The organism is Synechococcus sp. R5-15 (assembly GCF_047462035.1).
Lineage (GTDB): Bacteria > Cyanobacteriota > Cyanobacteriia > Thermostichales > Thermostichaceae > Thermostichus.
Map to the genome: position 1 here is coordinate 42,170 of NZ_JANSIK010000030.1, position 8,953 is coordinate 51,122.

Here is an 8,953-nt window from a genome sequence, read left to right on the forward strand (position 1 = left end):
CTGCCAGAGCTCAGAGGCGAAAGTTAGTTGAGTGGGGATCCCTTCAATAGGGCCACTTCCAGTTGCGCACCTCCGGCAGATCTTCCCCGTGTTTGCAGATGTACTGCTTGTGCTCCACCAGCTTGTCCCGGATAAGCTGCTGGACGTGATCCCGCCGGTACTTGAAGCGATCCACCCGCTCCAAGACGTCGTTGGCCAAGTTAAAGCGATCCACCTGGTTGAGAACGCACATGTCGAAGGGGGTGGTGGTGGTGCCTTCCTCCTTGTAGCCGCGCACGTGCAGGTTGTGGTGGTTGGGACGGCGGTAGGTGAGGCGGTGGATGAGCCAAGGATAGCCGTGGAAGGCAAACACGATGGGCTTGTCGGGGGTGAAGATACTGACAAACTCCTTGTCGCTAATGCCGTGGGGGTGTTCGCTGGGCGGCTGCAGCTTCATTAGGTTCACCACGTTCACCACCCGGATCTTGATCTCCGGCAGGTGCTGCCGCAAAAAGTCCACCGCCGCCAGGGTTTCCATGGTGGGCACATCGCCACAGCAGGCCATGACCACATCCGGCTCTGAACCCTGATCATTGCTGGCCCATTCCCAGATTCCCAAGCCCTGGGTGCAGTGTTTGATGGCCGCATCCATGTCCAGGTACTGCAGGGCCGGCTGTTTGCCCGCCACGATCACATTCACGTAGTGGCGGCTGCGCAGGCAGTGGTCGGCCACCGAGAGCAGAGTATTGGTATCCGGGGGCAGGTAGACGCGGATGATTTCGGCCTTTTTGTTGACCACGTGATCCAAAAAGCCGGGATCCTGATGGCTAAAGCCGTTGTGATCCTGCCGCCACACGTGGGAAGTCAGCAGGTAGTTGAGGGAAGGGATGGGCCGCCGCCAAGGAATGTGACGGGTGGTTTTCAGCCACTTGGCGTGTTGGTTGAACATGGAGTCCACCAGGTGGATGAAGGCTTCGTAACAGGAAAAGAACCCGTGTCGCCCGGTCAACAGGTAGCCTTCTAGCCAGCCCTGACAGACGTGCTCGCTGAGGATCTCCATCACCCGTCCATCTGGGGAGAGGTGCTCGTCGCAATCGTAGATGGGAGCTACCCAGGTGCGGTCGCTGGCCTCAAACACAGCATCCAAGCGGTTGGAAGCGGTTTCATCGGGGCCAAAGAGGCGGAAGTTGTGGGGGTTGAGCTTCATCACATCCCGCAAAAATTGCCCCAGCACTCGCGTGGCCTCGGCTTCGGTGGTGCCGGGGCGGGGAACAGGGACAGCGTAGCGGCGGAAATCCGGCATTTTCAGCTCCCGCGTCAGCAGGCCGCCGTTGGCGTGGGGCAAAGCGCCCATGCGTTTTTCCCCTTTGGGAGCCAGCTCTTGCAGCTCCGGCAGCAGACGGCCATTTTCATCGAAAAGTTCTTCCGGCTTGTAGCTGCGCATCCAGTCCTCCAGAGCCTTGAGGTGCTCCGGTTTTTTGGCCAGATCCGCCAGGGGCACTTGGTGGGAGCGCCAGAAATCTTCCACCTTTTTGCCGTCCACCTCTTTGGGGCCGGTCCAGCCTTTGGGGGTGCGCAGGATGATCATCGGCCACTGGGGACGAGTGGGATCCCCTTTGCTGCGGGCATGCTGCTGGATTTCTTGGATCTCGTGGATCACCGTGTCCAAAGTGGCGGCCATCAACTGGTGCATCTCTGCCGGCTCGCAGCCTTCTACGAAGTAGGGCTTGTAGCCGTAGCCCACAAACAGATTTTGCAGCTCGTCACGGCTGAGGCGGGCCAAAACGGTGGGATTGGCGATCTTGTAGCCGTTCAGGTGCAGAATCGGCAGCACTGCTCCGTCGTGGATGGGGTTGAGGAACTTGTTGGAATGCCAGGAAGCGGCCAAGGGGCCGGTTTCCGCTTCTCCATCCCCCACCACACAGGCCACCAGCAGATCGGGGTTATCAAAGGCAGCCCCAAAGGCGTGGGCCAGGGCATAGCCCAGTTCTCCCCCCTCGTGGATGGAGCCAGGGGTTTCCGGAGCCACGTGGCTGGGCACGCCGCCGGGGAAGGAGAATTGCTTGAACAGCTTGCGCATGCCTTCGGCGTCTTGGCCGATGTTGGGATACACCTCGCTGTAGGTGCCTTCCAAGTAGGTGTTGGCCACTAGAGCAGGGCCACCGTGGCCGGGGCCGGTGATGTAGAGGATATTGAGGTTTTCCCGTTTGATGATGCGGTTGAGATGCACGTAGATGAAGTTCAACCCGGGTGTGGTGCCCCAGTGCCCCAGCAGGCGCGGCTTCACGTGTTCCAGTTTCAGGGGTTCTCGCAGCAGCGGGTTGTCCATCAAATAGATTTGCCCGACCGACAGATAGTTGGCGGCCCGCCAGTAGGCATCCATTTTGCGAAGCTCGTCGGCGGTGAGCGGTTTTGTCGAGAGCTGTTCTGCCAGAACCATAGCTGTACCCCATAGGTATCTCTACTCCTATGGTGATCCGGGTTTGCCCAATTGCCGGGGGATCTTGGGATTCCTTTGGATTTGGCTCATTGGGTGAGCGGTAGGCACCTGTTACCACCACCAGGGCTTGATCGGGGTGCCGTCGGGAAAGATCAGGCCGGCAATCCGGGATCCGCTGTGCTTTAACCCTTCGATCTGAGCTCCTTCCAGGTTGGCTTGGGTTAGGTTGGCCCCGCTGACATCGGCCCGCCGCAGGTTAGCCCCCTGAAACTGGGCCTGACGCAGCTCGGCGCCGCTGAGATTGGCCCCTTCCAGGTCGGCATTTTGCAAGTTGGCCCCCCGCAAGTCCGCCCGCTGTAGGTTGGCTCCCCCCAAGTCCGCTCCCTCCAGGTTGGATCCGCGCAGATCGGCCCGGTTCAGATCCGCTCCCCTCAGCCGGATCTGACAGAGCACCAGTTCTCGCAGATCGGCTTTGCTCAGGTCTTGGCCGGAGAAATCCTGTCCCTGTCCCCCCCAGTTCTGCAACTGCCAGATGTGGCGCACCCGTTCTTCTAGGTGGGTCTCTTCCGAAAGCCGGGATCCCCGCAGGCTGGTGCCGCTAACTTTTACCCCCCTCAGGTCGGATCCCCGCAGATCGGCTCCCTGTAAGTCGGCGCCGCTTAGCTTGGCCTCTTGCAAATTGGCCTGGCGCAGATCCGCCCGGCGCAGGTGGGCGCCGTTGAAGTTGCAAAGGCGCAGGTTGGCCTTTCTCAAATTGGCTTCGTAGAGGTTAACGCCCCCTAGCCGCGCCTCTTGCAGATCCACTCCCTCCAGGTCGGCGTAGGCAAAGTTCCGCTCCCCCCGCCGATAGGCCACGATCACCCCTTGCGCTCCCCCCACCGGGCGAAAGGGGCTGTAGGTGCAACAGGCCCGTTCTGCCTCCGGCTGGCCTAGCTGAGACAACAGCCGCCAAGCTGCCAAGCGGACTGCCCAAGAGCTATTGCCGGCGAGGGCTTCAATGAGTTCGGCCAGGCCCGCCGACCCGTACTGCAGCAACTGGGGCAGGGTGGCCAAGCGCACGGCTTCATCGCTGTGGGTGAGTCGTCTCCGCGCCCCCTCGATACCTCCCAACACCAAGGCATGGGCCGGGGCGCTCCCGGTTGCCGTTTGCCCCCCCAACACCAGATCCCAAGGTTGGGGCCGGGATCCCTGGCCAGTTCTGACAGCCGGCTGAGGCTTACCTACCATGGGCAGATCCCGATGAACCTGGCTTATAGCCAACGCCCCACCACCACGCGGATGGTGCCATCCTCCAGCACTTCCTCGGCCTCGATGGTATAGCCCTGCTCACGGGCTGAGCGCAGCAAACTTTTGTGGGCGTAGCGCTGCAAAATCGGCTCCAGAAAGGTCTTGGGATCGATGCCCGCCCCCCACAGATCGGCCACCAGCTCGTAGTGATCCCCGTTGCGACGAAACCCGATGTCGAAGCCATTCTTTTGCCGGATCACCAAGTCGGCACGGGTGCGGTTCCAGAGATAGCCCCGCAGGCTGGCATTCCGCTGCACAGCGTAGCCCAATTCCTTCAGAGTCTCTTCCAGGAGATCGGCGTCTTTGATTTGCACTTGCAGGGTGGTGAAGTGAGACATGGCCCTTCCAATCCTTTGATCGATGGAGACCGGATCCTCACTATAAAGCGCCCTTGGGGTGGTGGAAGAAATGTAAACCATCCTGCGGTGGGTCGAGCGAGCGGAACGCAGCTCCCCCTTTCTCCCGCAGGAGTGCAACACACCTGGGCCTGGAGGGTCGCTGGGCTGGCCTGACCTGCCTTCTTATGTAGGCGCGCGCTGCGGCATTCGCGATAGCGGTACGGAGCACCGAGGCTGAGGCATCCGCGCCTAGCGTGTTCGGTAACACAGAAATCTTGGATCTACATCTAGCGTCTAAAGTCAAGAATTGACGATAGTCTCCACTATGTTTGGAGGCAGCAGCAAAAATCTGTCCCACAGGGATCTGTTCTCGTCTGTCTCCGGCTGGAATTGCCGGCGATGACGTGCCAAATTCACCTCAAGGCATTCCAAAAACCTGCTGATGAACCTTTCTATTCCCTGCCGAGCAAGCCCTTCCGATAGTTCTGCAAACAGAAATATCCATTTCTAGTTCTAACAAAATGAGTGAAAAAATTTGCTTTCTTAGCTTATGAGCAATCTGATTTGGCATCAAAAACTTGTTGATTGTTTAGAACAATCTTTCGTAACTTTCCTAAGCCTTAAATCCAGGCTTATGAAATGGTTAATTTCTCGGCCACCCTTTTAGTAGAGTTTTTAATCAACAAAATGGGCAGCTAGACGCTCCTAATAGAGTCTAGTGAGCCAGACTCAATAAATTTAGTGAGTCAAACACCGAGTTCTGGATTAGATTTTTCGAAGTCAAAGCCTTTACGAAAAGGCTTTTGCGCTGGTATGAATAAGGTGCTGTTTGCAGAAAGGTCAGCTTCGTGTGTAGGAAGAGGGCCCGATGCAGCAGGAGAAGTAGAGATTCTGACAGGACATGAATTTATGGTGTGGGGTTTGATATGTCAGAAAGTCTTGACTTGCAAGATGCGGTGGGGCGTTTCTTGAAGACGATTGGCCGCTACTCGTTGCTCACCGCTGAAGAAGAGCTCCGCCTGGCTCACCAGGTGCAGCGGATGGTGACGCTCTTGGAGCAACGGCAGCCCCATGAGTCTGTGGAAGGTTGGAGCCAGCGGCTGGGGATCCCTTTAGCAGAGCTGCAGCAGATCCTGCGGCAGGGGGAAGCAGCCAAGAAACGAATGGTGGAGTGTAACCTCCGCTTGGTGGTGTCGATTGCCAAGCGCTATCGCAATCGAGGCTTGCCGTTTCTGGATCTGATTCAGGAAGGCACCATCGGCCTCACCCGCGCCGTGGAAAAGTTCGATCCCACCCGTGGCTACAAGTTCTCCACCTATGCCACTTGGTGGATCCGGCAAAGCGTGAACCGGGGCATCCAAAACAAGGGGCGGATGATCCGTCTGCCGGCCCACATGTACGAAAAGGTCTCCCAGGTGAAGCGGCGCTACCGCGAGTTATCTGCCGAAAGGGGATCCCGTCCCCAAGCGGAAGAAGTTTTTGATTCTCTGGATATTGGCGATAACTACCGGGAGCTGATCACCCGCCACATGGCAGAGATGCGTTCCTTGAATGTGGGGGTAGGGGATGAAGACGGCACCGAGCTGCAGCACTTCATCCCAGATGAAGACAACGACCCTGTTGAACACCTAACCCAGCTTGCCCGTCGAGAGGAAGTCCGCGCGCTGGTGGGCCAACTGAGTGAACGAGAACGACAGGTGATCGTGGCTCGCTATGGGCTGGATGGATCGAGGGGCCTAACGCTGCGGGAAATTGGGGAGCACATCGGCCTTTCGCGAGAGCGAGTCCGACAAATTGAGCGGCGGGCCTTGCGGAAATTGCGGCGGCTGCAACAGGAATACTCCACGCCCAAAGCTGCCAAACCCTGGGTTAACGGGAACCTGTAACCGTTTGCGTCAGCGGTGCGCAGCACTGTAGAAAGGTTTTTTCACCACTTCGGCAGGCTGGCGCTGTCCCCGAATTTCAATTTCCAGCCGGGATCCCACCTTGGCCCAAGCCGGAGCGACATAGCCCAAGCCGATGCCGTAGCCCAAACTGGGAGAATGGGTGCCGCTGGTTACCCGTCCGATCGGCTCAGGGGAGTTGGGAGCGTAGATGGCATAGCCGCTGCGGGGGATGGCCGGATGCAGCATGCGAAACCCCACCAGGTGGCGAGGGATCCCTTGCTGCCGTTGGCTTTCGATGGCGGGCTTGCCGATGTAGTCCCCTGGGTTGTTCACCAACCAGCCCAAGCCGGCTTCTAAGGGAGTGGTGCTCTCGTCCATGTCCTGCCCGTAAAGATGGAAGGCAGCCTCCAGGCGCAGGGTATCGCGGCAGCCCAGCCCACAGGGTTGTACGCCGGCCTGAATTAGTTGCTCCCAAAGGCGGATGCCGTCTTCGGGGCTGAGCATAACTTCAAAGCCATCTTCTCCTGTGTAGCCGGTGCGGGCCACAAAGATAGTCTCTCCCGAGGTTCCCGCTGCTGTGGCAAACCGACCGTGCTGAAACCGGCGCAAAGCCTTCAGGGATCCCTCCAAAAAGGGCTGGAGAACCTGTTCGGCTGCCGGCCCCTGCACCGCCAACAAGACCCGAGTGTCGGAGTGATCCTGAAGGTTGACTCCGGGGATCCCTTGGAAGTGGTGGTTGAGCCAATCCCAATCCTTCTGCCGGGTAGCTGCATTGACGATCACGCTCCAGTGCTCCAGCTCACCCTCCGGTGGATGCCGGTAGAAGATGACATCATCCAAAATGCCCCCCAGTGGATTGAGCAGGACGGTGTAGCGACCGGATCCCACAGGAACGGCGCTCAGATCGCTGGGAACCAGACGGCTGAGGTGGGATCCCAGCTCCGGCCCCCAGAGGGTGAACTTGCCCATGTGGGAAATGTCGAATGTCCCCACCCTCTCCCGCACTGCCCGATGTTCTGCTATCACTCCCCGATACTGCAGCGGCATTTCCCAGCCGGCAAAAGAGACAAATCGCGCCCCCAAAGCTTGATGAAGGGAGAACAAGGGGGTGCGTTGCAGAGGCGTTTGGCTCATCAAGGGATCCTCAGCGGTCTAAAGACTAAAAGGTCAAAGACTAAAATAAGTGCAGCATCGCCCATTTCTCGGAGCTTGTGCCATGCGCCTTCTCCACACTATGATCCGCGTCGGCAACCTGGAGCGCTCCCTGCGGTTTTACCGAAAAAACGCCGTAAAGCCCTGCCCTTGAGGGCAGGGATGTAAGGCGCAGACCGTTTTATCCCTTCAGGAACGCTGTTCGCGGTAGCGGTGCGTAGCACTTTAAAATAGCAATATGTTGGTCAGAGAAGCCAAGCTGCTCAACGGCACAGCAGAGCAGTACCAAGCTCTGGATGAAGCCATTCGCACTGCGCAGTTTGTGCAAAACAAGTGTCTACGGTACTGGATGGATAACCGGGGCGCGACCAAAGCGGTTCTGTATTCCCTCTGCAAGGACTTGGCCAAAGAGTTCCCCTTCGCCCGCCAGCTCAATTCTGCCGCCCGTCAAGCTAGTGCCGAAAGAGCTTGGTCTGCCCTCTCCAACTTCTACCGCCGTTGCAAGAACAAAGAGCCAAGGAAAGGCTATCCGCAGTTCAAGAAGAACTGTCGGTCGGTCGAGTACAAGCTGTCCGGCTGGAAGCTGTCTCCTGACGGCATGTCCATCACGTTCACCGACGGCTTCAACGCAGGAACATTCGCCTTGTACTGCAATGGTGAGGCAAGACACCATATCCTAAACTCCAAAATCAATCGGGTGCGGGTGATACGCAGGGCAGATGGGTACTATGCCCAGTTCTGCTTGGATGTGGAGCGCAAGGAGCAGGGAGAATACACAGGCAATGTTATTGGCATTGACTTGGGCTGGAAGGCTTTCTACACCGACCAGAACGGCAACTCTGTAGAGTGTCCAAAGTTTCTCAGACGCAGCGAAAGGAGGTTAAAGCAGCACCAGCGCAGATTAAGTCAGTATCGGGAGGAATACACAACTTCACTTGCCTTGTGATACAATAATAATACTGCGGACACCAGAAACGGTTGTTTAAGGCACTGGTAACGGTCGATTGGGGGTGTCGTAAACCATCCCAGAGGTCCGTGGTTAATTTACTAACTGCAGGGCTACTAAAAGCCTACTCTGTACCGCGAAGCAGTCAGGGTCGGGTAGTTTACTTGGCGGATCCCCCTACAGTCAACTGGCCCAGCACGTTGATATCAAAGGTGAAATTAATTGTCACCGAGTTGCCCTCGTAAGCCTCAGGCAGCGGCAGGAAGGGAGCTGCCCTCTGGATAGCCGTCAGCGCTGCATCGTCTGTTTGTTGGCTGCCAGACGTGCGCCCCAGGCGAATGCTCTGCAGATCGCCAGCTCGACCCACTGTAAAGATCACCACCGTGCGGCGCGAGGTACCGGTCTGCCCAGGTATCCAATTTTGCTCCACTTTCCGCTGCAAAGCGGCCAGCCAGGGGCCCCAATCCACATCGGCCCGCGCTGCCACACTGGGGGGATTGGGAGCGGATTGGGTGGGGTTGGCCAATCCACTAGCTCCACTGCCCTGGATCCCGGCCCCATTGCTGGGAGCAGAAGCACTGACCGGAGGTCCCAACTGGGAAGAATCAGAGGGCCGCTGGGCGGGAAGAACCTCTGTCACCGGTTGCGGAGCGGGCGGAACGGGAGCCAATTGGCTGGGATCCGAAACCCGCTCGCTTGGCTGTATGGGCAAGGGCTCTGCAGTTGGCGGGGGAGTGGGCCTTGGGGAGGGAGCAGCCGCCACAGGCGGTGGAGTTTGGGTCGGAGTAGGTCTGGGGACAGGCGTGGGAGGGGGCGGTGCCGCAGTCGGGGTCGCGGTGGGCTGAGGGGGAGCGGGGGTTGGGGTAGGCGTGGGCTTGGGTGGAGGGGTTGGAGTTGGGGTTGCCAGGGCAACTGCAGCCGGGGC

The 8,953-nt window shown here is 58.5% G+C and carries 8 protein-coding genes; 2 read left to right on the top strand and 6 right to left on the bottom strand.

The window, feature by feature from the left end:
- Window positions 1-43: 43 nt before the first annotated feature.
- The 3 genes from NW839_RS03185 to NW839_RS03195 form a co-directional block, all read right to left on the bottom strand.
- Window positions 44-2,419, bottom strand: a complete 2,376-nt coding sequence (locus NW839_RS03185) for a phosphoketolase (RefSeq protein ID WP_414329861.1) — start codon at window positions 2,417-2,419, stop codon at window positions 44-46.
- A 111-nt stretch (window positions 2,420-2,530) separates the two neighbouring features.
- Window positions 2,531-3,646 carry a pentapeptide repeat-containing protein gene (locus tag NW839_RS03190; RefSeq protein WP_414349866.1) on the bottom strand — a complete coding sequence of 372 codons (1,116 nt, stop codon included), beginning with the start codon at window positions 3,644-3,646 and terminating at the stop codon, window positions 2,531-2,533.
- Window positions 3,647-3,669: 23 nt separating this feature from the next.
- On the bottom strand, window positions 3,670-4,044 hold the full coding sequence (locus NW839_RS03195; RefSeq protein WP_011432773.1) for a DUF1257 domain-containing protein: 375 nt from the start codon (window positions 4,042-4,044) through the stop codon (window positions 3,670-3,672).
- Window positions 4,045-4,970: 926 nt separating this feature from the next.
- On the opposite strand from NW839_RS03195, the gene NW839_RS03200 reads away from it, so the two are divergent.
- Window positions 4,971-5,930 (top strand): sigma-70 family RNA polymerase sigma factor, encoded by a 960-nt coding sequence (locus tag NW839_RS03200; RefSeq protein ID WP_011432772.1) that lies wholly within the window; start codon window positions 4,971-4,973, stop codon window positions 5,928-5,930.
- Window positions 5,931-5,939: 9 nt separating this feature from the next.
- On the opposite strand, the gene gcvT is transcribed toward NW839_RS03200, so the two are convergent.
- The gene (gene gcvT, locus NW839_RS03205) at window positions 5,940-7,064 is read right to left on the bottom strand and encodes a glycine cleavage system aminomethyltransferase GcvT (RefSeq protein ID WP_414342709.1); all 1,125 of its coding nucleotides are present in this window, start codon (window positions 7,062-7,064) and stop codon (window positions 5,940-5,942) included.
- Window positions 7,065-7,320: 256 nt separating this feature from the next.
- On the opposite strand from gcvT, the gene NW839_RS03210 reads away from it, so the two are divergent.
- A complete protein-coding gene (locus NW839_RS03210) occupies window positions 7,321-8,028 on the top strand; it encodes an RNA-guided endonuclease InsQ/TnpB family protein (protein WP_011432770.1) in 708 nt (235 codons plus the stop codon).
- A 160-nt stretch (window positions 8,029-8,188) separates the two neighbouring features.
- On the opposite strand, the gene NW839_RS03215 is transcribed toward NW839_RS03210, so the two are convergent.
- A complete protein-coding gene (locus NW839_RS03215; RefSeq protein ID WP_414380466.1) occupies window positions 8,189-8,623 on the bottom strand; it encodes an energy transducer TonB in 435 nt (144 codons plus the stop codon).
- Window positions 8,624-8,633: 10 nt separating this feature from the next.
- On the bottom strand, window positions 8,634-8,953 hold a 320-nt coding region (locus NW839_RS03220), incomplete at its 5' end, for a hypothetical protein (protein ID WP_414380468.1).